The organism is Sorangium sp. So ce185 (genome assembly GCF_051526825.1).
Lineage (GTDB): Bacteria > Myxococcota_A > Polyangia > Polyangiales > Polyangiaceae > Sorangium > Sorangium cellulosum_D.
Genome location: NZ_CP150316.1, coordinates 5192604 through 5215090 on the forward strand (window position 1 = coordinate 5192604; position 22487 = coordinate 5215090).

General features: G+C 69.6%; 14 protein-coding genes. 4 read left to right on the forward strand and 10 right to left on the reverse strand.

Annotation, left to right across the window (positions count from 1 at the left end):
* Positions 1-61: 61 nt before the first annotated feature.
* The 5 genes from drmC to WMF26_RS19120 all read right to left on the reverse strand — a co-directional run bounded on the left by drmC (position 62) and on the right by WMF26_RS19120 (position 7660).
* A complete protein-coding gene (drmC, locus tag WMF26_RS19100) occupies positions 62-844 on the reverse strand; it encodes a DISARM system phospholipase D-like protein DrmC (protein ID WP_438001475.1) in 783 nt (260 codons plus the stop codon).
* Positions 841-2721, reverse strand: a complete 1881-nt coding sequence (gene drmB, locus WMF26_RS19105) for a DrmB family protein (RefSeq protein ID WP_438001476.1) — start codon at positions 2719-2721, stop codon at positions 841-843. The genes drmC and drmB overlap by 4 nt, the downstream gene beginning before the upstream one ends.
* Positions 2721-6101 carry a DISARM system helicase DrmA gene (gene drmA, locus WMF26_RS19110; protein ID WP_438001477.1) on the reverse strand — a complete coding sequence of 1127 codons (3381 nt, stop codon included), beginning with the start codon at positions 6099-6101 and terminating at the stop codon, positions 2721-2723. The genes drmB and drmA overlap by 1 nt, the downstream gene beginning before the upstream one ends.
* Positions 6102-6380: 279 nt before the next feature.
* Entirely contained in the window at positions 6381-6881 is a 501-nt protein-coding gene (locus WMF26_RS19115) for an AAA family ATPase (protein ID WP_438001478.1), read from the reverse strand.
* Positions 6800-7660 (reverse strand): AAA family ATPase, encoded by an 861-nt coding sequence (locus tag WMF26_RS19120; protein WP_438001479.1) that lies wholly within the window; start codon positions 7658-7660, stop codon positions 6800-6802. Before WMF26_RS19120 ends, WMF26_RS19115 begins: the two co-directional genes overlap by 82 nt.
* Before the next feature lie 234 nt (positions 7661-7894).
* Between WMF26_RS19120 and WMF26_RS19125 the strand changes: the two genes are divergently transcribed.
* Both WMF26_RS19125 and WMF26_RS19130 read left to right on the forward strand, forming a co-directional pair.
* Positions 7895-8620, forward strand: coding sequence for a hypothetical protein (locus tag WMF26_RS19125; RefSeq protein WP_438001480.1), 726 nt, complete (start codon positions 7895-7897; stop codon positions 8618-8620).
* Positions 8621-8630: 10 nt separating this feature from the next.
* A complete protein-coding gene (locus WMF26_RS19130) occupies positions 8631-9134 on the forward strand; it encodes a hypothetical protein (protein WP_438001481.1) in 504 nt (167 codons plus the stop codon).
* A 24-nt stretch (positions 9135-9158) separates the two neighbouring features.
* Here WMF26_RS19130 and WMF26_RS19135 read toward each other — a convergent pair whose 3' ends face one another.
* The 4 genes from WMF26_RS19135 to WMF26_RS19150 form a co-directional block, all read right to left on the reverse strand.
* Complete coding sequence (locus tag WMF26_RS19135; protein ID WP_438001482.1) at positions 9159-13334, reverse strand: DNA methyltransferase; 4176 nt, start codon at positions 13332-13334, stop codon at positions 9159-9161.
* Positions 13331-16975, reverse strand: coding sequence for a DISARM system SNF2-like helicase DrmD (gene drmD / locus WMF26_RS19140; protein WP_438001483.1), 3645 nt, complete (start codon positions 16973-16975; stop codon positions 13331-13333). The genes WMF26_RS19135 and drmD overlap by 4 nt, the downstream gene beginning before the upstream one ends.
* 331 nt (positions 16976-17306) lie before the next feature.
* Positions 17307-19001, reverse strand: a complete 1695-nt coding sequence (locus WMF26_RS19145; protein WP_438001484.1) for a tetratricopeptide repeat protein — start codon at positions 18999-19001, stop codon at positions 17307-17309.
* A 190-nt stretch (positions 19002-19191) separates the two neighbouring features.
* Positions 19192-19356: a hypothetical protein gene (locus tag WMF26_RS19150; protein WP_438001485.1), complete on the reverse strand. Its 165-nt coding sequence runs from the start codon at positions 19354-19356 to the stop codon at positions 19192-19194.
* A gap of 724 nt (positions 19357-20080) precedes the next feature.
* Here WMF26_RS19150 and WMF26_RS19155 point away from each other — a divergent pair.
* Together WMF26_RS19155 and WMF26_RS19160 are read left to right on the forward strand one after the other, a co-directional pair.
* Entirely contained in the window at positions 20081-20827 is a 747-nt protein-coding gene (locus tag WMF26_RS19155; protein WP_438001486.1) for a hypothetical protein, read from the forward strand.
* Positions 20824-21438, forward strand: coding sequence for a hypothetical protein (locus WMF26_RS19160; RefSeq protein WP_438001487.1), 615 nt, complete (start codon positions 20824-20826; stop codon positions 21436-21438). The genes WMF26_RS19155 and WMF26_RS19160 overlap by 4 nt, the downstream gene beginning before the upstream one ends.
* A gap of 32 nt (positions 21439-21470) precedes the next feature.
* Here WMF26_RS19160 and WMF26_RS19165 read toward each other — a convergent pair whose 3' ends face one another.
* The gene (locus WMF26_RS19165) at positions 21471-22463 is read right to left on the reverse strand and encodes a Wadjet anti-phage system protein JetD domain-containing protein (RefSeq protein WP_438002421.1); all 993 of its coding nucleotides are present in this window, start codon (positions 22461-22463) and stop codon (positions 21471-21473) included.
* Positions 22464-22487 lie beyond the last annotated feature (24 nt).

Consider the following 22487-nt stretch of genomic DNA (forward strand, 5'->3'; position numbering starts at 1 on the left):
GCCTGCCCGTGGATCTCGATGTGGCCCAGGCAGCGCTGCGCGATAATAGAACTGGTCGGGGTCATGCTATGGCGTATTCACCCACGATTCGCGCGTCGATCAGGCCGAGCCACTGCCCGGCCAGGTAGCTCGCGAAGCTCGGGTCCTCGATCAGGACGCCGACCTCGATGTTCCTCTCCTGGCCTCGCTGCGTGAAGTTCGCGCTGGATACAAAGGCTTTCGCGCTGTCCACCACGACGCACTTCGCGTGCAGGCTGCAGTACGGCGGGCCGGGCGCGAGCGCACGCTTGTCGTAGTAGAGGCGCGGGCGAGGCTCGCCGAACGGCCAGCTCTCGGCGAGGAACTTGCTGAAGTACCGCGTGAGGTGCGCATCCGCGGCGACGCGGCGCTCGATCTGGGGGATATCGATGAAGAACCGGGCGTCGACCCGGCGGCTCCGCATGGCGCCGTACAGCGGCGCCAGCACATCCTCGGCGTGATCGAAGCTGTAGCCGGCGAGGAGCACGCTCTCCTGTGCGCCCTCGAACAGCGACCGCAGCACGACCGCGGTATCTCGGGCGGTCCCGACGGGCACGTCAGGGCCCGTCCACACGAGCTCCGGTGCCGGCCGGCGGTTCTCGCGCTCGGCGAGCGCGACGTCGAGGATCGCGAGGCACGCGGCCATCTTGTGGCCGGCGAGCGCGTGCTCAATCGTCTCGACCTGATGACGGATGCCCAGGCCGACCAGCGACGCACGGTCCACAGGGGTTCGCAAGAGCCCCGACGCGATCGCCTCCCGGAGCGCCGCGAGCACCCCGGTGCCGACGTGCCTCAACGTGGGCCGGGAACCGGCGGCGCTGCTCATGGGCGCTCCCGGAAGAAGGCCAGCTCGGGGTCGTTGCCGATCGTGGGCACCACCAGCGCGCGGTCGAGGAACCGGTTGAACCACTCGCAGGAGCACTCGGCGATGTAGAGGCAGCCGTGACACGCGGCGCCTTCCGTGCGGCGATCGCTCGACTCGGAGCTCGGGTCGTGCGCCGCGCAGACGGGGTCGTTCGAGCAGAGCCGCCCGAGATCCCACGCCTCGCGCAGGTGATGCTGGATCCTCCGCCCCTCCTCGACGAGGCCGCCGAGGGTGCCCTCGCTGCCGGTCGTGCCCGTCGTGAGCATCACGGCGGCCATGTTCGGCCCATCGACCTCGGCCTGCCCGCAATAGATGCGCTCCCGGATGGCGCTGGCGGCATAGCCGCACTCGAGGCTCACCGCGGTGAGCAAGAGGTGCGAGAGCGAGTGCAGGAGGAAGAACCGGATGCCCGGAAACTCGCCCCTCCTGTCCAAGCCAAAGGCCCGCTCGAGCTGCTCGGCGCGCGCTTTTATGGCGTCACGCTCTTCCCAGTCGGAGAGCGCCTTCTCGTCCAGCTCCACGAAGACGCCCTCGCCGCGGACCTCGGCGGCCGGGAGCCACTTCTCGTTCCCCGTGGGGAGCGTGAGCACGGTAGGCTTCACCTTGCGCCCGGCGAACTCGAACTCGCCCTGCAAGTTGGCGCCGATCGAGTCGAACCGGCTGAAGCTCACCTGCACCCGCACCTCGCGGAGCTCGGGGACGACGACGAGGCCGCCGATGCCCGGCGGCAGCTCGATGCGCGGCTTCGGCACCCGGTACGCCGCGAACTGGACGCCCCGGTCAGGGACCGTTCCAGGCTGCTCGTGCGGCGCGTTGACCAGCCGGTCGTACTCCGCGCTGCGCAAGGGGCGCTCCGAGGTCGCGGTCGTGGCCTCGTTCTCGGCGCGGATCGCCGCGAGCACCTTCTCCGCCGGAGCGTCGCGGATCGCGCTCGCGACGTGCTCCATGAGCCCGGCGATCATCGAGAGCTGCTCTGCCGTCTTGACCTTCTGGACGGCCTTCCAGACGTCCTTCTCGCGCAGCCGCAGGCGCAGTGGGTCGGGCTCCGGGTCCGGAAGGCGCAGCGCGCTCACCACCTGCCCGAAGTACGCGTGCGACGCCGTGCGGACGAGCAGCTCGCCGCGCTGGTCGCACGGCTCGCTCGCCGCGCGCCCGCCGAGCCAGGGGCGATCTCCGTTGCAGTTGTAGGGCAGCATCGTCGCCTTGCTCATGGGCGTCGTTGCGTCGCAATTCTTGCAGTGCACGAGGATGCGCCCGATATCGCCGATCGCCCTCTCTTCGAGGTAGAGCTCCGGCCGGTCGCACACGCCCTCTCGGCCCAGGTGCGCGAACGGGATCCACGGGAAATCCGACAGGTGCCCGCGCTTGCACGCGGCGACGAAGCGGACCGGCACGACGCTCGACCACTTGTTCTTCGCGCACTCGTGGCGATAGCGACCGTTCTTGTTCTCGAACTGCTCCGAGGCGCGCGCCAGACGGCGGCACTTCTGGCAGACGAACCACCGGGGAAACTCGAGCGCGCGGACGCCGACGCCCGGATGGTGGTTGCGCGCGTCGCCCTCGGGGGCCATGCGGAAATAGCCCTCGCGCGCCAGATCGAGGTCCGGATCGAGCGCCTTCAGGCGGGGGATGAGCGAGCGCCGGAGCCGAGGGTCGTCCAGCGCGACATACCCCTTGGCGCCATAGCTCCAGTGCTCCAGGCCACCGATGACGACCGCGCGATCGACAAGGTCGACCATCGCGCCGGGGCCGAACGTGCTGACGAGCTGGCTCTGCCGGAGCTGGCCGTCCGAACGCAATGCCCTGCGGGCGTCCTTCCTCTTCTTCGGATCGTTCATCAGCCCCTCTCGTCGAGCTGCTTGAACCGCAGCCAGACATGCACGCTCGGCTCGACGTCACGCATGGACGTCGGGACCTGGAAGTACCGGGCGTCGTGGTCGTCGGGCGGGTCGTCGCTCGCCGTGAACAGGAGATGGAGGCCCTCCTGGCCGGCGCGGTCGTTCTTGCTGTAGACGCGCCTCGCCGCGCCCGTCCGCGCCTTGTCGACGACGCGCTCCCACGCGTCGAGGAAGCTCCGGCCGCGCGCGCGCACCAGCTCGGCGATCCGGTCCTCGGACTGCTTCTCGGGGAAGTGCCGGTGATGGCTGGCCCGCGCGACCATCCACGCGACCATCGCCTCGGCCGCGGGCCGCTGCTCATGGATGCTCATCACGCCCGCCGGGGGCTCCATCCGGGGGACGCCGTGCCGGATCATCGACAGGAGGCTGCCCACGAGGCCTCGATCCAGCGCCTGGCCGCTGAACGGCGTGACGCTCGTCGCCTCGACCTCGCGGTACAGGCTCTCGTGGTACGCGACGAAGCGCTCGTAATGCGAGCGATCCCGCGGCCGCATCATGTTCAGGCAGGTGACGACCAGGCCCGGGTAGGCCCGCCCGACGCGGCTCGTCGCCTGGATGTACTCGCTTGTCGTCTTCGGCTGGCCGGTGACGACCATCAATCCCAGCCGGTCGACGTCCAGGCCGACCGAGATCATGTTGGAGGCGAGCACCACGTCGAGCGGCTCGGGGTCGGTCGAGGTGCGGCGGGCGTTGAGGCGCTGCTTCGTCTCCTTGACGCGCTCGGTCGGCTCGCGCGACGTGAGCTCGGCCGGCATCTCGAGGTTGCGGTTCTTGGCCCACGGGTGCGGCCCGAGGAAGAGCAGCGGCCGCTTCTCCTCCTCGATGTTGTCGACCCGGTTGCGTACCTCGTCCTCGACGAGGCGCCGCATGCCTCCGAGCTCGCGCAGGCTGTTGAAGTACCCGATGAGCGTCATGTACGGGTCGGCCGGCTGCTTCGGGTCGCCCTTCGGATCGAAGTGCTTGCGCGCGGCAGCGAGCAGCGCCGCGTAGGAGCGCACCGAGACCGCGCGGAGCGCGCGGCCGGGCGCACCGACGCCCACGTACAGCCGACCGGGCGTGTCGCGCTCGACCTCCGAGAAGAAGGTGTCGCCCTCGGCGATGCCGCGCGGCGGGAAGAGGACCATCGTGCGCCCGAAGAGCGCCTTGATCTGCTCGCGCGCGCGCCGGACCGTCGCCGTCGAGCAGACCACCTTCGGCGGCCGGGGCGCGCCGCCGATGGGGTGCTCGCAGAGGTAGTCGACCGCGGCCTCGTAGAGGCCCACCATCGTCCCGAGCGGACCGCTGATCAGGTGCAGCTCGTCCTGCACGATGAGCTCGGGGGGCAAGAGCCCCTCGGGGAGCGGCTTCGCGCCGGGCCTGGGATCGTGCATCACGCCGTAGGCCCGCTGCTCGTCGAGGTGCGTCGCGCGGCCGAACAGCATGCCGGCATCGCCGAGCCAGGGCATCATCGCGAACTTGTCGACGGTGGCGACGAGGAAGCTCGGGACCTCCTGGTAGATCTGCTCGTCGACGAACAGCACCGGGAGGCCGAGGCCCGGCGTCTTCGCCTCGGTGTAGAGGCACTTCCCGTTGTCGCAGTAGACGGCGGCGCGCGCGAAGCTCTTCTTCGTCGGCTTCCCGTCGGCGTCCACGAGCTTGATGTTCTGGATCTTGATGGCTTCGCCGCACCACGGGCAGGTCGTGAGCGGGAAGGGGGAGTCGGTCCTGCCGGGGGTGTAGTCGGAGAGCGCCTCGTGCACATCCTTCAAGCGGTTGGCGCTGGCGCTCGCGCCGACCCAGAGGCCGATGGTGAAGCGGGCGTTGCCGAGCTCCTTGGGGTTGCGGCGCCGGAGCTCCTCGAGCGTGCAGATCAGCGTGGCCGCGCGCCCGAGCTGGTCCAGGGTGAGGAGCCGCAGCGTGTACCGGAGCAGGACCGCGACCCCGCGCCCCTCGTGCGGCGTGCCTTGCCCGCGGAGGCGCCGGAGCAGGAGCACGAACGCGATGAGGCCCAGGTAGGCCTCGGTCTTGCCGCCGCCCGTGGGGAAGTAGATGAGCTCCGCGAGCTTCCGCTCGGGGTGGCTCGCGTCCACGACCGACGGCAGGTTCAAGAGGACGAAGGCGAGCTGGAAGGGGCGCCACTCGGGCTGCTTGCCGCCCGTGTAGCGGGGATCCTCGCGGGTCTTGTCCGCTTGCAGCGCCGCGACGTGCATCGCCTGGTTCATGTATTTGAAGGCCTTGAGCGCCGCCTCGTTCTTGCCGAGCAGGGCGATGCCCGCGGCGATGCGTTCCTTGGCCCTCGCCGCCTTGCTCATCAGGTCATCGCGCGTGTCCGCGAGCGATGCCCGGTCGAGCCCCGCATAGCGCTGGTCGTCGATCCACGCGCCGTACGCCTCGATGAGGGGTGAGAGCGCGTTCGCGATGCCCTTGGCGTCGAGCTTGCCGAGGTCCATCATGCCCAGCGCGGCGTCATCGATCTTCCGGTGAGCGACGCGCGGCACCTCGAAGCAGGGGAGCTGCGTGGTCCGGAGGCGGATGACCTTGCCGTTCTTCTCCACCGGGCGCTCGACGCTCGTGTTGTGGCCGACGGCCCACTCCCTGTGATCGCGGAAGGCGAGCGCGAGGGCGCGCTGATCCTCGTCGCCGTCCTCGCCGCGCCGGTTGGGGCGCGAGACGAAGCCGCGCTCGTAGGTGAGCTCCATCCGCACCTGGAAGGCGAACTGCGTGTCGCGGTCCTGCTCCACCGCGGTGCGGTCGTTCACGAGGAACAGGCTCAGCACGCGCGTGCCGGGATCGAGGCCATCCATGGCCGTCGTGCGGAGCTCGCCCTTCAAGATGAGGTTGCGCGAGCCGGGGACGGCGATCCCGTCCTTCTGCTGGAGGACGCTCGGGTCGAGCGGGACCGCGACGCGGACCGGGCCGTACGGCACCCGCTTCCAGCCGGGGACCTTCTTGTCGGTGTGGTCGAGCGCGACCTCGATCTTGTCGTAGTCCGCGTACCAGACATCGACGTGGATCGTGTCGTCCTTGCCAGGGGGCAGGAACACGGACAGGCCCATCGAGGCGGGGAAGCGGACCGGCCGCTTGGGCTCCGGCTCCTCGTTGCCGGCGTCCTCGTTCTGGCTCTCGCTGCCGGCGGCGAGCGCGGTGTCGGTGGAGTCGCGATCGTCCGGATCGGGGACACGGCCGCCTTGCGGCGCGAGGAAGCCGGTCAGGTACCAGCGCGACGGCGGGATCGGCAGGATCTCCTGGCCGCCCTGCGCGTGGCTGTCGGGCACGAAGGGGCCGATGAGATCGGCTTCGAGGGCTTCGACGAGGTGACGGCGGACGTCGACAGGGGTCACCGCAGCAGGATCGCGTCCATGCCGGCGTGAAGGCAACCCTTTGGCGCGCTCACCGGAGGCGCTCCTCGATGACGCCGAGCATCTCGGGAAGCCGTGAGCCCTGCTGCTTCATCCACTCGGGAAGAAGGTGGCCCGAGTGGGTCGGTCGTTCTGGTTCGGTGTGTGCTTCTTCGGAAGAGCGCAAGATGCCTTCCACGCCTGCTCCCGCAGCACGGGGAGGTCTCCCGAGTCGAGGCCGAGCGTCTGCTCGACATCGGCGAAGCGGTCTCGGCGGTGTCTTCAGCCAGCAGGAGCTGCTGTGGTGTCTTCAGGCGGCAGGCACTGCTGGTAGAAGAAGACGTCGGGGTCGTCCCCTTCGATCATGGTGGACAGCTCGCGGATGAGCTGGCGCGCGTCGTCGTGGCGTTCGGCATCGACGGCGTCGCGCAACCGGCTCAGCTTGGCCGCTACCTCGGGAGGCCGTCCTGGATCGCCGAAGGCCGTCTCCAGGATGCGGTTTGTGTCGCGCCGCCAGGTGCCGCGGTCGAGTGTTCGGAGCTCGAAGCGCTCCAGGACGCGGACGTTCGCCGCGTGCAGCGAGGCGAGCACCTGGGGAGAGTGGGTGGTGATGATGAACTGGGCCCGAGGGAACACCTCCTGGAGCCGCGGCAGGATCGCCCGCTGGAGCCCGGGATGGAGGTGGAGCTCGATCTCGTCGATCAGGACGACCGCGGGGTGCTCGAGCGGGTTCTCCGCCTTCGGCGCCGCGAGCGCCATGCGCCGCGCGAGGTCCCCCGCCATGGCGAGGAGGCACTTCTCGCCGTCCGAGAGCCGGCGACGTCGAGGCGCGTGCCGTTCAGCTCGACGGTCATGCGTTGCGGCCGCCGCTCGATACGGACCCTGCGCGCGCCGGGCAGGATCGCCTCGATCGCCCTGCGGACGGCCGGCAGCTGCGACGGCGTGGCGGGCTCGCGAGGGCCCTGCTGCTCGTTGAAGATCTCGCGGACCTGCTGCTCGTTGAAGATGTCTTCTTCTTCGCGGAACCACTCGAAGAAGCCCCGGAAGTTGCTCGCTCCGACCTCGAGCGCGCCGTCGTAGGCGCTCAGCGCATCGAAGGCGTGGGGCCGGCGGATCCGCTCCGGGATGCCGAGCGCGCTCCGGTTCGTGGGGAAGTAGACGGCGAGCGGAAGGACAGGGGAGCCGAGCGCGATCGTGTCCTGTGCGGCGACCACGGGCGCACGTAGCGCGTCGAGGGTACCCGGCGCCGCAGGTGGTGGTGGGTGCCCCGGCATCGTCTTCGCGATGCTCCACTGGACGGGCTGCCCGTCGATCTCGGCGGTCACCGAGAGCTGCGCCGTCGACCCTCCGACCCGGACGTCGCTCGCGCGCGGCGCGATCTCGTCGGGCTTTCCCGAGCCGATGCCCTCCACGAGGCACGAGAGCAGGAGCGCGAGCGCGTCGAGGATCGCGGTCTTGCCGGCGCCGTTGACGCCCACGAGCGCGGTGACGTCCGGCGCAACGTCCAGATCCACGCTCCTGAAGCCCCGGAAGTCGCGCAGAGAGAGGCGGGTGATCTTCATGGTGCGGACGGCCGGACCCTATACCGGAGAACGAAGGCGAGGCGAGCCCGCGGACGCGCTCGCGGCCGCCAAGCACGCGCGCAGGCTCGGCTCAGGCGAGCTCTCCGTGCGCGGTCACGTGGTCGATCTCGGGAAGAGAAAGGGTCAGGTATGCCCCTACGTTCACACCCCGGGAGGGCCGCATGGACGCCGCTCGCGAGCCTGCATACGGTGCGCCGCGTCAGGGAGGCCATCATGCAGGCGTGGATGCATCCCGTGGGTGCGCTCGTGTTGACGGGGGGCATGGGCGCTGCGCTGGTTCCGGCATGCACGATCCATCTCCGGCCATCCGATGGAGACGAGATCGAGCACGAGTCCGCGGAGCACCCGCCGCCGGCGCACCCCGACGAGGACAGCGAGACGGACGACGACCTAGAGGACGATGAGGAGAGCGAGTCGATGTCGCCCGAGGCGGAGGCAGCCTACGACGAGCTCATGAGCATCGACCCCCACGAGGTCGCGCTCAAGACGATGGCGGCGTCCTATGCGGCGGTGATGGTCGCGAGCGTCGTGGAAACGCAGGTCGTCGATCCAGCGGTGCTCGATTTCGAGGCGCTCGACGCGCTGATCGAGCAGCACGCACCGGCCGGGTGGGACTCGGCGCGCCTCTGGATCGAGACGCCCGAGGCGACCACGCTGGCCGCGACCGACGGCGTCTACCCCGATTTCGCGTGCTTCAATGAGCCGTATGGGTGCCCTCAGACGACCGAGTGTCCGTTGAGCAACGGCGAGCAGGCGTTTTGCATGGTGACACACTGTGGAACGGGTGAGTGTCCCTGGTGTCCCTGGGGGCTCGGGAACCTCCTTTTCAAGTCGTGGTGCGCCTACGGCTGCCTCAAGCACGGTAGCCTCGTGGCTGGAGCCTACATTCTGATCACGCATGGCTGGGGCCCCGGCAAACCTCAATGCACGTACTGGTGAGGGAGGAGCCATGAAAGTCACGTTCGAGGATGGAAACACCCTCACGTTTACGAACGGCGATGGAAGCGAGGACATCGAGGACACGACGGATATCATCAATGTCATCTACTGGCTCTCGGCGTTTGCTGCCCCGCGTGTCTACCGGACGTTCAGCCGTGTGCCGCCGCGCGAGCACATCCTGCGCTTGCTGGATGTCTATACGGCATACGTGGCGAGGGGCGCTCACCATATGGCACCGCAGTTTCAGCCGGTGCACTACGAACGCCGCCTGCCGCTCGCGATACGGCTGCGTGAGCTCTTCGCGTCCTGGGCACCGCCTGAGCTGCCTCAGGAGGTCATCGAGATTTCACGGGCGCTCATGGAGCATGAAGGCATCAAGCCACCCGCCTGCGGGTGGGATGCGTACGAAGATCCGGAGGAAGGCGGGATCAAGCTCGAGGACGCGCTCCTGTGGCCTGAAGGCGTGCCGGCCATTCTCAAGGGCCAATGGCCGCCGAAGCAGGGGAGGGCGTAGCTGGAGCACGCGCGCAGGCTCGGCTCAGAAGAGCTTTCCCTGCGTGGTCGCGGATTTCTTGCCCTTGCCCGGCTTCTTCGGTGCCGCGGCTTCCTGCGGCGCGTCGTCGTTCGCATCGCCGTCGTCGTTTGGCGCGCGGCCCTTCTTCTTCCCCACGAGCCCGAGCCGCTGCTCCTCGCGCGCGCGCTCGGCGTTCAGCACGTAGAGGCGGTCGATGACCTCGTCCTCGAACGCCTGGAGCGCCTCGCGGTCCTTGTCCGTCAGCGGACAGTAGGGCGGCACGGCGATGTCGCTCCAGCCGTAGGCGGAGAGGACGGCTCGGTCTACGTCCTCGTGGAGATGGCGCAGTTCGAGGATGCGCGGGTCGTCGCAGGCGGGGTTCTTCAGGGCATTGTAGGTCTTCGTGAGGCCCTGGTTGGTTTCGACCATGAAGCGCGCACGGGTGTCGTAGAGGCGCTCGCCGATCGATTCGAGTTGAGGGATGACGGTGCGCGGGTCGGGTTTGGGGAAGGGGAACGTCTCGAAGCAGTCGGAGGCGGAGTAGCGCAGATCCGTCTTCATGGACGACGAGAGCAGGCGTGCCCATGGCTCGTGGATGCGGGATTGGAGTACGGCGAAGGTGGAGGCGCAATCAAGCGGAAAGACGTAAAGCTGCTCACTTAATACTCTGTCTGTAGGCTGAAATGAAAAGCATAGATGCTTGGTTACGCGTGCTGTTACGATACATCGGCGGAGTTTGCTGAGGGCTGAAAACAGTCGAGGCATTCGCTCGCCGAATTGCCACCATCGCGTTCGGTACGAATCTCTGTTTAACTTGTCTCGTTCGGGTTTAACTTTACTTCTCAGTATACTGATTAGGTCGGGCCAGTGCTCGGCCTGATCGAGTGGCATTGCGCCAAAATTGATGACGTACTTGTGAAATGACTGCGTTGGGCTGGTATTGACCTCCTCTCCGCCAAGATACGGAAATATATACGACCCGTTCTGTTTGTTTTTTGTGATGAGAGTCTCGCGCTCTTCGGATTTTAGGACGAAGCCGTCGCCATATAGAAGTGCGCCTTTGAAGCTGAATTCGGAGTTGGAGGTCAGTGTCACAGGATTGCTGCGCTCGGCACGTGCGTCCAGTCGTGAATTGATGAACGGGACCTCCCTGCCGTCGAGACGAGTGTTGCCAAGAGTCGACACCCGCCCGTGTCCGCCATGGATGACCGAAACCATCACTGCGGCAGCGCCCGGCCACGACATTGACGATGTCGCGTCGTAGAATCGCCATCCGTCTTGCGTCAGCGGTGATAGCCCTGCCTGGCGAGTGTCGCCCTGGGCGATGGTGTTCGTTGCGATCAGGCCGAAAGCTCCATGTTCGCCCAATAACGTGGCTGCTCGTCGAAAGAAGTGTGCCACGAGATCGGCCTTGCCCTGAGCGCCAGGGTGCAATTGGAATAGCCAGTCGCGATATCCGATTCCTAACCGTGACGAGATGAGGCTGCCTCCCATGAACGGTGGGTTCCCGACAATGCCGTCCACCTGCGCCACGCCGGTGACCTCTCCCCCTTGAAGCGGGTCCGGTCGCTCCTCGAAGAACACCTCCGGAAACTCGATCCACCAATGGAACGGCGGCAGCTTCTCGCGCACCTCGGCCGAAAGCGCCTCCAGCTCCTCGCGCGCCGCCGCCGCAGCCGCGAGATCCGCCGCCCTCTCCCTCTCGGAACGCCTCGCGTCCAGCGCGCCTCTCTCCCGCCCCAGCCACGTCTCCACCAGCGCGAGCCTTCGCTTCCGCTCCTTCTCCCGCGCCGCGTCCTTCGTCTCGGCGAAGAACGCCCCCACGCACGCATCCGCCACGATCCGCACCCGCTCGATCGCCTGCTGCGAGAACTCGAACAGCCGCCGCTTCTCGCCCTGCGACACCGGATCCTCGTGGTCGGCCAGCGCCAGGATCTGCTGCCGGAGCTCCACCGCTTGGTCGAGCGCGTCCCGCAGCAGCACCCGGACCGTCTCCGTCTGCCCCGAGGGCGCCCAGTGGAACGCCTCGATCTGCTTGAAATCGAGCCCCACGAGGCTGTCCCCGTGCCGTAGCGCGTGATCCACGAACGTGAACGGCAGCGTCCGGCTCAACGTCACCAGCCACAGCGACAGCTTCGCCAGCTCGACCGCCGCCGCGTTCTTGTCGACGCCATACAGGCACTGCTGCGCCACCAGCCGCCGCGCATGCAGGTGCGCATCGCCGTGCTGCTCGATGACGCGCGCCAGCTCTCCCTGCCGCGTCCACGCGGCGACGATCTCCCCTGCCAGCTCGCGGCACGCGGCGACCAGGAACGCGCCGGATCCCATCGCCGGGTCGCAGATCTTGAGCTGCAGGATCTGCTCCGGCGTGCGCGCATCGCCCAGGCACGCGAGGAGCGGCTCCAGCGTGCGCCGCACGACCTTCTCGGTGAGCGAGCGCGGCGTGTAGTGGCTGCCCGTGCGGCGCCGCTCCTCGCCGGGCTGCAGCGCCAGCCGACCGGCGCCCGCGCGGTGGCGGTTCCCCTCGCCGCGTCGACCGGCGGCATACCCCGCGAGCGCCTCCGCGAGCGCGCCGTCGTCCTTGCCGGCCTCCTTCACCGCCTTCTCGATCGCCTGGACCGGCCCCGGGTTCAGGCCGCACGTCTCCTTGAGGAACCGCGCCCGGTCGGTCGGGCTCATCGCGCGGAGGGCCCGGGTCTCGACCCACACGCCGAACTTGCCGAGCCGCACGGCGGGGCTCTCGAGCCGGAGCACGTGGTAGCCCATCAGCGACTCGTAGACGCTGCCGATCTGCTCGACGTCGAGCGTGCGGTAGCTGAGCCGCTGCCCGCCGAACACGATCAGCCGGTGCAGCACCTTGTAGACCGTGCCGTCGTCGATGCTCGGCGGCCGCGCCTGCGCCCGCGCCCCCTGGTCGGTGACCGCGGCCGTCCACCCCGGCAAGCCGCCCTCGAGGAACGGGTACGTGTTCGGATCGAACAGGCGGCCTCTCCGCGGCGGGAGCTCGAGCGTGCCGTGCTTCACGCCGAAGAAGACGGCCCGGAAGAGCGCGAGGAGCTGCCCGTACGCGCCGAAGCGGTGGTGCATGCTCTCGGGGTGGGCGCCGGCGTCGTGGCTGAGCCGCGCGTACAGGCCGCCGAGGCTCAGGTGCTCGGCGTACGTGCGGTGCTCCACCGGCAGCAGCGCCTGGTCCTCCGCGTAGAGCAGGAAGACGAGCCGCAGCACGACCGAGAGCACGCCCTGGTAGAAGTGGTCGCCCCCCGCCTCGATCGCCTGCCTCAGCCAGTCGAGCTCGTCGCGCCCGCAGTCGCGCGCGGCCGCGGCCTCGAAGCCGGCGACGAGCGTCTCGACCGCCTCGAAGACCTGCTTCGCCAGTTCCTCGGTGACGTCGGCCTGCCGGCGCCGGCTCTCGGCGAGCAGCCCCTCGAGCGTGTGCTCGGGCGAGGCGCTGTACGCCCGCCGCGCGTGGAGCAGCAGGTCGAGCGCCGTGAGGAGCGGGCGGCCCTCCGAGCCGCGCAAATGCTCGACCCGGAACGTGAGATGCGCCGTCGACTCGCCCGCCGGCGCGTAGACGAGGCGCAGGTGCGCGCCGTTGAAGAGGAAACCGACGGGGATGCCGGCATGCCGCAGGAGGCGCTCGAGCTTCGCCGTCGGCGGGTAGCGCCACGCCCCGGTCTCGCTCTCCGGCTCGTCGAGGTCGAGGCTGGCGCCGCTCTCCGTGAGGTCCCACAGGAGCGCGAACCACGGCTTCTTCGCGCCGGAGGCAGCCGCCTGCGCGGCGGCCTCCGAGGAGGCCCGCGACCCGCGGTCGCTCGCCGCCCCGTCCTGAGAGACGCTCGGCGCCTCGTCGAACGCGGCGAACGGATCGTCGGCGGTGAAGGGGCCGCGGCCGAGGGCGAAGCTCGGCCGGATCTCCTGCCCGCCCTCGGCGGCATAGAACGAGAGCTCGGCCGGCAGCTCGGCGCGCGGCACCAGCATCCCCGGCGACGCGTAGCCGAGGAAGTCGCGGAAGAACGCCTCGAGGCTCCGGATGCGCGGCGGATCGCCCGTGAGCTGCGCCTCGAAGGCCGCCGAGAGCTCCGGCCGCTCCTCGGGGGCGATCTGCGCGTCGGCGAGCGCGGGCACGCTGAAGACGAGCCCCTCGATGGGCTGCGCGAGGCCGAGCCACTTCTTGTGAAAGAGAACGTCGCGATCCTTCATGTCATCGACTCCGGCCATGCGACGACGAGCCCCACCGGCGTGAGGCGCGACATGCGAACGTCGTAGAGCGCCTCGATCGCGGCTGGCTCGGACTCCATCTCGCTCGCGGCCGCCGTGCGCCGCCGCTCGAGGTGCCGGAGATCGAGGTCTACCTGGCGCTTCTGCTCCTTGTCCTGCACGTTGAAGAGGTCCGGCTGGCGGAGGCGCGCCTCCGCCTTGTCGATCGCCTGGCGCTGCCGCGCGAGGAGGCCGCGCAGGTCGTCGGCCTCGCGCCGCGCGCGCTCGGCGAGGCCCTGGCGCGCCTCGACGGCCAGCGCGTCGGCCTCGGCCTCCAGGTGCGGCCAGAGGGCTCGGAAGAGCGCGTCGGCGTGCTGCTGGATGCGCTTTCCGATCGTCGCGTTCGGCGCGCGGCCCGAGCCCGCAAGGAGCCGCTCGGTCGAGGTGATCGCGTTCACCGACGTGGCGCGGTCCTTGTATGGCTTGATCTCGCTCGCCTCGCCGGACCACGCGGCCGCGACCGGCACGAGCTGGTCGTGGAGCCTCGCCGCCCCGATGCCGAAGAGCGTGAGGCGGGCGAACCCGATCACGCGCACGACGCTCTCGCCCCGCGCGACCACGGCGCTCACCCGGGTGAGGTCGTGCGCGCCGAAGCCCTGCGCGAGGAAGCGATCGAGGATGCGCTTCACGAGCGGGTGCGCGAGGTGGAGCTGCTCGGCCCCCTCGGAGAGGCTCGCCAGCGGGTGGAAGGTCACCGGCCGCGGGGGCTTCTGGCGCCACTCCCAGAAGTCCTCGGTGCGCGCGCGGGGCGGCCTCAGCGTGTCGAGCGTCGCCTCCCAGGAGCGATCGAGCGCCGGCAGCTCGTACGTCGCGCGGCCGTCGCTGGTCTTGCCCGCGTCCTTCAGCGACGACGCGCCCGCGAGCCGCAGCCCGATCTCGACGACGCCCCGCAGCGACTCGGGCTCCACCTCGAGCGTGCGCCGGGAGCTCTCCAGGCGCCGGCCGGCGCGCTCGACCTCGGCGCGCACGGCTTCCAGATCGGTGCGCCGCGCCTCGAGCTCGGCGTCGACCGTGGCGGTCTTCGCATCGGAGCCGACCTTCTCCACGGTGGCGCGCGCCTTGCGCGTGATGCCGTTCGCGAGGGCCGCCTCGATCTGGCCGAGCAGCACCGCACCGAGGGAGCCGAGCTCGCGCTGCACCGTGGCGATCTTGCGCACGACGGTCTCGAGCACCTGGTCCTCGCTGCGCTGCGGGTAGACGAAGTAGTGGCAGCGGACCTCCGCGGCCGGCTGGAGCGTGCGGTCGATGCGGCCGTTGCGCTGCTCCATGCGGGCCGGGTTCCAGGGGATGTCGATGTGGAAGAGGTCGGCGCAGTGCGCCTGCAGGTTGACGCCCTCGCGCGCGGCGTCGGTCGCGACCAGGATGCGCACGGGGTGCTCGTCGGGCGCGCTGTTGAACGCCCGCTGCACCTCGTCGCGGGCGTCGTCGCCCATGCCGCCGTGGAACTGCATGATCCGCTGCTCGCCCTCCTCGGTGTGCGCGACCGCCGCGGTGAGGAGCTCGACGAGGTAGCGCTTCGTGTCGGCGTACTCGGTGAAGAGGATGACCCGGCGCGGCGTCCAGGCGCGGCTCGCGCGCGCGTCCGCGCCGAGGCCGATGGCCGGGCACAGGTGCTCGCGCATCCAGCCGAGCAGGGCGAGCGACTTGGCGTCGGGCTCCCCGCGGGCCTTCTCGGCGAGCGCGCGCATCTCGGCGAGGAGCGCGCGGGCCTCGTCGGTCGGGCTCGGGAGCGCCGCGCTGGCGCGCCGGACGGCCGCGTCGCTCTCCTCGGCGAGCGCCTCGTCGGCGAGGCCGTGCGTCTCCGGGTCGGCCTCGACGTCGGTCGTGGCCGAGCCCCTGGCTGCACGCGCCTCGAGGGCGAGCTTCTGCTGCTGGGGCGCGGCGACCGGGCCGCCCTTCTTCGCGAGGCCCTGCGCGTGGACCTCGAGCGTACGCGCGAACGCCTCGGGGCTCGAGAGGAGCCGCTGCTGCATGTGGATGAACGGGAGCCGGCCCTGCCCGGACTCCGGCGCGCAGAGCTCCATGTAGCGCTGGAGCTTCTCGCCGAGCGCCAGCTCGATCGGCTGCCCCTGGCCGATGTCGCTCGCCACCGTCTTGCCCTCCTCTCCGGTCTCGGCGTCGTAGCTCGTCCGCTCGAGACGCCAGGTCCCGCCGCGGTGCGAGAGGGCGAGCTGCACGAGGAGGCGCCGGGGGAACCGCTCGACGCCGAGCTGGCGGAGATCGCGCTTGAGGCGGCGCACCATGACCGGATCGAGATCCTTCTTCCCCTCGACCGGGACGCCGCGCGTGAAGCGAACCGGGTCGAGGATCTCGAGCAGCGCGCTGAAGCTGTTCGAGTGGCCATTGTGCGGCGTGGCGCTGAGGAACATGCGGTTGTCGAAGCGGGGGGCGAGGTCGCGGATCGTGCGCGTGATGTCCGTGTCGGTCGCGTACTTGCTGGCCGAGGCCGGCGCGGCGACGTGCGCCTCGTCGAGGATGAGCAGGCCCTTGCGCGCCCGCTCGCCGAGGTGGTGAAGGAGCGGATCGCGGTACTCGGGCCGGCGCAGGAGCGCGTGCGAGACGATGAAGCGGTTGTGCGTGCTCCAGGGGTTGATCCCGAACCCGTGCTCCTGCCGCCGGTAGGCGACGAACTGCCGGGTCATGACCTCGAAGCGCAGGCCGAAGCGGCGCTGCATCTCGCCCTGCCACTGGAGGCAGACCGAGGCGGGGCACACGACGAGGACGAAGCTCGCCTGCTGGCGCAGGAGCAGCTCCTGGAGCACGAGGCCCGCCTCGATGGTCTTGCCGAGGCCGACGTCGTCGGCGATGAACAGGTTGGCGCGCGGCAGCTCGAGCGCCTTCATGAGCGGCGTGAGCTGGTGAGCCATCAGCTTGATGCCCGCCCGGAAGGGGGACTGGAAGCGGGTGGCGTCCGCGGCGCTCACGGCGCTCCACTTCAGGGCGTGCAGGTAGGCGCCGAAGTGCGCGGGGGGATCGAGCCGCGAGGCGTCACCCAGCCCGTGGGTCTCCGGCTCGACGACGCGCGCGCCGAGCTCGAGGTTCCAGAGCACGTCGAGCTGGCGTCCAGGATCGTCGTCGTCGAGGCAGACGAGGCGAACGAGCGGCGACTCGTCGCCCGCGCCCAGGACGACGTCGTCCACGAGCCACTGGCGGTGCCGGGCGTGTACGATCTGGCCCTTGGCCGGCAGGCTGTCCGCGCTGGCGGCGGGCGGCCGTACCGTCGCCGCGCGCGGATCGAACCCCGCGGCCTCGAGCACGAGCGCCTGGAGGTCGCCGCGCGCCCGGGCGGACGGGTCGAGGCCGTGCCGGCGGCAGACGGCGCGGAGCTCGTCGCGCCCGAGCTCACGGAGCAGGGTAGGGAGCCGCCCGCCCAGGTGCTCGGAGAGCCTGGAGGCGAGGCGGTCCTTGTTGCCGGCGATGTCGCGCACCTCGCAGCCGAGCAAGCGGCAGAGGTCGAGGAGCCGCCCTGCGGAGATGACGGCGAGGACCGAGGGGACCGTGGGCGTCGATGCCTCCGCGGGGGGGCCGAAGGGCTGAAAGGTAGCGGTGGTGTCGGGCGCTTTGAGCGATCGTCTCGCGGGCATTCCTGCCTCCGGCGGTGCCCGAGCGCGGGCAACGGCCTCAAGGGGCCGGAGCATATCAGGGGATCGCGCGAGGTGTCGGGTCACGAGACGGGTGCTCGATCTACCCACCCTGGTGGCCGCGTGGGTCCCGGGCCCGGCGCGACGAGCTCGGGCCTGATGAAGGCCATAGGTCCGCTGCTGCAAGCCTCGCGAAGCCGGAGCCGGCGGCTGCTTGTGCGGCAGCCCTGTCCGGGCGCACATGGCTACCTAGCGGACGAGCTCAACGATCATCACCCGGGCGAAGTGGGCAACAATCTCCGTTTTCGCCTGAGTTGAGAGTGGCCGCCCGCCTTCAAGGCTGTCGCGAGCGTCTTGCGGTCTCACTGTGCTCTTGATTTGTGATGCCCCCTGCTGCGCCGCCGTAGAAGGCCGCTTGTTGCTCCAGCCTGCGCGCTTCGCGCTCGTCGCCCAGGGCACGGCGGCACCTCGCCAGGCCGTGCAGGGACGGGGAGTGGCGGGGGTTCATCTTCAATGCTCGCTGAAAAGAAGCCTCGGCGTCAGATAGACGGTTGAGCTTGATGAGGCACTCGCCGTGTACATAGTGGGATATGGCCGTCCGGCCGCCATGCGCAAGCACGGTCTCGGCCTCGGCGAGCGCTTCGCGAGGCGCTGCGTCGACCAGCAGCAGGGCCAGATGCTCCCGAGTCTCGTGATCGTCTGGTCTCTCGCCCAGGATAGCGTAGAGGTGCGCGATGGCCTCGTCGGTCCTGCCGTGGCGAACAAGATGGTCGGCGAGATAGCCACGAGCGAACACAGAAGAGGGCGAACGCGCGACCGCCTCGCGGAGGAGCGCCTCGCGCGCGGCGGCGGTGAGGTGCTCCCATGGAGCAAGTGCCCGAAGGGCCAGCGACTCCGCCTCGAGCTCATCGCTGCTCTCGTACAAGCTCCTGAAGGCTGCCTCCGGCGCGGCAGAGCGCTCCGCCGGCGCCTTGGTGAGCTCGGCGAAGAGTGCGGCGCCCTGCTCTAAGATCCGTACCGGTAGCCATGCTACCTTGGACATTCCCAGGAACTCGTGCTGCTCCAGGTCGCGTCGTAGCCGCTGTGCCATGTCCGACATCTCCGCGGCCATCTCGCGCATCGCCTGTTCGGGTTGCGTGCTCATGAGCGCATGGATGCGCGCTGCGCGCTGTTGTTCCTGCATGATCAAGCTGAGGATGCTCTCGAACGCGTGCGTCTGGAAGATACGCTGTAGTGCGTCGGCCTGCGGCGAACGCATGCCTCGAACGACGACCACCGCAAGCTCGTCGCGTGTGTATGCTCGCAGCTCTGAGCGCAGCCGCCGGAGGTGCGCGAAGTGCTCGCCGAGGATGGTGCCCAGCGATCGATCGGCCTGTACATGAGCGCGCACGCGGGCGACCGCACAGGCAACGCGTAGCTCGAGCTCGATCTCGGCGGCTGACAGCCGGCTGCCGGTGCGGCTCGCCACGTCGTACGTCGCGAGCGCGCTGGCGAACTGCACGAGGGTTTCGCCCTGGGGCAGCTCACCCTTGCCGTTCCGAAGTACCCGCAAGGTGCGCTTGTCCAGGCGGGTGTCCCGGCGGAGGCGTTCCTGGGATAGGTCGTCTCTGCGCGCCCGACGGACCAGATCGTCGTAGACGCCTTTGAGACCAGGTTGCTGGTACCACGCCGGGATCGCCTCGAGAACGGGATGTAGGTCTCGGTACAGCACGAGGTACGCGGCGCACCGTACGACGGCATCGGCGAGCAGCCCGGTGCATTGCAGGAGAGTCGAGAAGAAGAAGGAGTCGGACGGGAGCGCGCCGGGATTCAACAGCCGCGCGAGCTCGTCCCATCGGTCGAGCACGTCTTCCAGTGCGGCGGCCACGAGCTCATTGTGGATGTGTATCTCGTTCGCCGTGAGGCCTCGCGCGGCGAGGTAGTCAGGGGTGAAGAGGGCTTCGATCACCACCCGGACAAGGGCGGCCCGCTTTTCGGGGGTAACCTGCGGCGCGTCTCCAAGGACGCGCTTGGCGGTGGTCGTGGACATGCCGCCAGGCCGATCCTGGATGCGGTCGCGCACCCGGAAGGCCGAGGCAAGCAGGGCTAGGAGGCCCCCGCGCATCGGCAAGGACCCGGGGATGACAGGGGGGCTCATCGCTTTGGCCTTGGACATAGGTCGCGGCTTCGAGAACTAGGGAGGCGCCCCGGCATGGAGCACGAGGGCGCCTCCGAGCCCGTCATCTCTTCGTCGGCTGCGACGTCTCGGGCTGCGGCGCAGGAGGAGGCGGCGGGTTGGGGTGACCCTGGGCGATCCGGTTGTCGCGGTCGGCCCGGTAGGCGTCGCTGGTGGGATTCTTGGTGACGGACCGCTGATCGTTGGGGGTAGGCTTAGTTTGGGACATGTGCGCTTCCTTTCGGTTCTCTCGGATGGCGGCCGTCCGTGAGAGGGCCGGCCGCGGGAGAACCATGCGTCCGCCCGCGGTGCGGTGGCAGGGTGAAAACCGGGCTCATGAGGCGCGGACGAGTCGAGGGCCGCTCGCCCGCTGGGGTACTGGGCTCGTGTATGGCCGAGCCGGTTCGCTGCCGCGGAGGGAGGGGTCTCTAGGTCGCCGATGTAGGTTCAGTGTTTGCCATCGTACCACACGGCACGCACCTCTCCCTGGCTGCACCCCCGCCCTCGCCCCGCCCGAGGAGCGAGGCGCTCGCCGGGTTCCCGCTGGCGCTGTACGTCGAGAGGCCAACAAAAGACGGGTGGCACCCATCTCCGCGATGGAGAGGCCACCCTCCAGCCGAGCGATCCCCTGGGCGTCCCGCCTCCCTGGGCGCTGTAATGTAAGAAATCCCACTTCACGCTGCCGGCTACGCTCCCGTCGGGAGACCTCGTCGACGGCGGCACGCGGCGGAGCGTCGCCGCCTCGTCGACGGCGGCACGCGGCGGAGCGTCGCCGCCTCGTCGAGCCGAGGTCCGCAGGCACGCCGGAGGAGCGCGTGCCCGGCGACGACCACGAGGCACGTGCGAGATACGGCGTAGGTGGCGAGCACGCTGTCACGGATGACAGCCGGCGCAGCGAGACTGTAGCCTCGTCGTGCATGCTGAAGGCGCTCCAGCACGGGAAGCTCGGCCGCATGGCGGTCGGCATCGACGTCGGCGTCGACGAGGAAAGCGACGGAGACACGCCGGAGGAGCGCAGCACCCAGGGGACGGCGACCGACGGGCTGACGGAGCTCGAGGACCCGCTCACGTCGATGGTGTTCGAGCGGCTGGAGTACCTGCCGGCCGAGCTCGCGTGGGCCATCTTGCGTGGCGCGAGCAAGCCCTTGGGCGATGGTCTGCCGATGCCCGCGATCCCTCCGGTGGGGGTGCCCTCGTGGTCGTTCTGGCCCAGCCTTCGGCCAGGGGATGGAGGGCGGAACAAGGTGCGGGTCGAGCCCGACGTGCTCGTCTCGTGGGGCGACACGCTGCTCCTGATCGAGGCCAAGCATCGGGGATTCCAGGACCCGGCACAGTGGGTGGAGCAGATCCGCGCGGCGCGGGCGGTGCCCGCGCACTCAAAGCAGCAGCTATGGCTCATCGCGGTGGGAGGCATCGTGATGCAGGAGGGGCATGGCAACCTCGCCCGTGTCCGGCGCGAGGTCGCGAGCGATGTCGCCGGGGTGCTCACGATCCGGTGGGAAGATCTGCGCGAAACGCTCTATCCGATCGAGGCTTCGACGCGCGCATCGCCGCAATCGGCGATCCTGCGCGACATGGCTGCGGCGCTCGAAGCGTGGGGGTACCGTAGAAAAACCTGGTTCTCGTCGTTGCCAGCGGCCACAGAACGACTCGGGGGCGAGGGCTCGGTGTCCACAATCCAGGGGTGGAGGATCCGGTGAACGAGAAGAATGTCGACTTGGCTGGGGCGCTCGCCGATGTGCGTCGCGCGTACAGGCTCCTGCATGCCTACCATCGGCGGCTGTGCGACCTGCTGCAACTGACAGACGAATTCCTGGCCGAGCGGGGCTTCGAGTTCGACCGATGGGCTCCCATCAACGTCGCGAGGCTCCCCCAGTCAACGAAGCCTTTCTTCCGGCCTGAACACTGGGCATGGGACCTGACGCCGGCCTACCAGGTCGAGTGCGTCTGGCAGGGATCGAGCAACGGAACCCACTGCAAGATCCACATCCATGCGATCGCCGATACGGGATACGATGACTCCTGCGACGGCGAACCTGACGCTACCAGCTTCAAGTCCGCCGAGGCGGCGGCCTCCGAGCTCCGGATCGGCTTGCACCGCACACGCGCCAAGAAGCCCGATTGGAGCTCCGCCTGGAACCAGCTCTCGCGCATGGCCAACAGGAAGAATGGGGCCGAGCACAAGGTGAGGGTCGGCGGAGATGAATACGCGTACCGTTACTTCGATCTGAATCTCGCCGCGCTCGGGGACGAAGGTGCCATCAAGGAGAAGCTGCTCCTCTCGCTCGACAGGTGGCGGCTGGGCGCGTGATCCATCGCTCACGCCCCCACCGCATGCCCGCTCTACCGCAGGTACCCTTCGAGCGCCTCCGGGAGCCGTGGATCCAGGACGATCACCTCCTGCTCCAGCCATAACCCCCGAGCGTACAGCTCCCGCACCAGGGCGGGCTCCCCCGCGACATCGAGATCTTCGGGCCACTCCCCCCGCAGCGCGCGCTCCTCCAGGTACTCCGCCCATAGCTCGGGGATCGCCCACCGGAGGTCCGGGCGCAGCGCGCGCAGGTGCCGCGCGATACGGACGCCGTTCGGATCCAGATCGCCGAAGTGGACCACCGGCACCTCGTGCCTCGGGTCCAGCTCGTCCAGAAAGGCCCGCACGGTCGCCGTGTCCCAGCCCGGCACCAGCGCCACCAGCCAGCCGTGCGGGGGTGTCAGGTCCAGGTAAGCGCCCACGTTCTCCACGAGAAGGATCGCCGCCGGCCGCTCGCCGTGAAGCCGCGTCCCGTCGCGCAGCGCGCGCTCGGTCACCACGAGCTCCCCGAGCAGCCGGACGACGACCTCCACATCGAGCTCTGCCTCACCGTCACCGCGGCGCACGACGAGCCCGGCGTGCGGCCTCAGCCGGACCAGCCCATCCCGGGTCACCTCGACGCCCCCGAGCGCCTCGCGACGGGCCTCCGTGAGCCCCGCCTTCGAGCGGGCCGCCACCGCCGCCGTCGCGGTGCGCTGGTTCAGCCGCGGCGGCAGCGCCCGCGGGAGCCTCTCGGCGCGCTCCCGATCCTTGAGCCGATGCCAGCCGCGCTCGTCCACCGGGAGCCCGGCGGCCCGCAGCTCCTCCAGCGCCTCGGCCCAGCCGGGCCACACGCGGTCGAGCAGCGACCGCACCTCCTCGCGCTGCGTCTCCACGAGCGCCACCTCGTCCCGCCGACCGGTGCGCCGCGTCCACGGCAGCCCGGCCAGGTGCGACCACACCGCGCCCTGGGAGGACCGGCGGCGCAGCTTGCCCGTGGCCCAGAGCTCGAGCAGCGCGAGCCGCGCCTGCTCCTCTCCCCACATCACTTGCCCCGCATCACTTGCCCC

Bases quoted from the DNA above. Each gene is read 5' to 3' on its own strand.
- drmC (WP_438001475.1), bottom strand. From the start codon at position 844: ATGAGCAGCGCCGCCGGTTCCCGGCCCACGTTGAGGCACGTCGGCACC.
- drmB (WP_438001476.1), bottom strand. From the start codon at position 2,721: ATGAACGATCCGAAGAAGAGGAAGGACGCCCGCAGGGCATTGCGTTCG.
- WMF26_RS19115 (WP_438001478.1), bottom strand. From the start codon at position 6,881: ATGGCGGGGGACCTCGCGCGGCGCATGGCGCTCGCGGCGCCGAAGGCG.
- WMF26_RS19120 (WP_438001479.1), bottom strand. From the start codon at position 7,660: ATGAAGATCACCCGCCTCTCTCTGCGCGACTTCCGGGGCTTCAGGAGC.
- WMF26_RS19125 (WP_438001480.1), top strand. From the start codon at position 7,895: ATGCAGGCGTGGATGCATCCCGTGGGTGCGCTCGTGTTGACGGGGGGC.
- WMF26_RS19130 (WP_438001481.1), top strand. From the start codon at position 8,631: ATGAAAGTCACGTTCGAGGATGGAAACACCCTCACGTTTACGAACGGC.
- WMF26_RS19135 (WP_438001482.1), bottom strand. From the start codon at position 13,334: ATGAAGGATCGCGACGTTCTCTTTCACAAGAAGTGGCTCGGCCTCGCG.
- drmD (WP_438001483.1), bottom strand. From the start codon at position 16,975: ATGCCCGCGAGACGATCGCTCAAAGCGCCCGACACCACCGCTACCTTT.
- WMF26_RS19145 (WP_438001484.1), bottom strand. From the start codon at position 19,001: ATGTCCACGACCACCGCCAAGCGCGTCCTTGGAGACGCGCCGCAGGTT.
- WMF26_RS19150 (WP_438001485.1), bottom strand. From the start codon at position 19,356: ATGTCCCAAACTAAGCCTACCCCCAACGATCAGCGGTCCGTCACCAAG.
- WMF26_RS19155 (WP_438001486.1), top strand. From the start codon at position 20,081: ATGGCGGTCGGCATCGACGTCGGCGTCGACGAGGAAAGCGACGGAGAC.
- WMF26_RS19165 (WP_438002421.1), bottom strand. From the start codon at position 22,463: ATGTGGGGAGAGGAGCAGGCGCGGCTCGCGCTGCTCGAGCTCTGGGCC.